Below are 448 nucleotides of genomic sequence, written 5' to 3'. Positions count from 1 at the left end.
ACGATGCAGACCTGGGTGTACTGCCGTTTCCTCAGCTGCTGGACCAGGAGCGCACCTTTCTCCTTCCCCTTCAGGGTTCCCTCGATCTTGACATCGAACCGGGCGGCGACAAGGTTCTCCCGCACCTTCCCGGCCGTTGCCGTGGACAGGGAATGCACCAAGGTGGCCAGCTCACCACGAAGGAGGGGTTTCCCATCCGCGAGAATCTCAGGGGCGTGCTCGGTGATCAGATGGTCCCAGTGGTCCCGGGCCTGCGCCAGCAGGTCGGGGTCGATCTCCAGCCCCGCCACGGGGTTGCCGAGCAGAACCTGTTTCACGTCATCGGCGTCCACGGTGATGACACCGTCCTCCACCACACCGAGCCGTTTCGACTCCTCCGGCCCCAGAGCGTTGCGCACCGCATCGACCCCATGACTCTTCCCCGCTCCGGGTGGCCCGGCCATGATGA

General features: G+C 65.0%; 1 protein-coding gene. It reads right to left on the bottom strand.

All coding sequences use genetic code 11. The annotated features are described in order from the left end of the window. The coding region (locus tag EII35_RS16170) for a zeta toxin family protein (RefSeq protein WP_221739815.1) at nucleotides 1–448 on the bottom strand (448 nt) is incomplete at both ends.

This window comes from Arachnia propionica, assembly GCF_003932785.1.
In the GTDB taxonomy this organism is placed as follows: Bacteria; Actinomycetota; Actinomycetes; order Propionibacteriales; family Propionibacteriaceae; genus Arachnia; species Arachnia propionica_B.
Note: the sequence above shows the minus strand (reverse complement) of the source record. Positions and strands in the feature narration are given on the sequence as shown.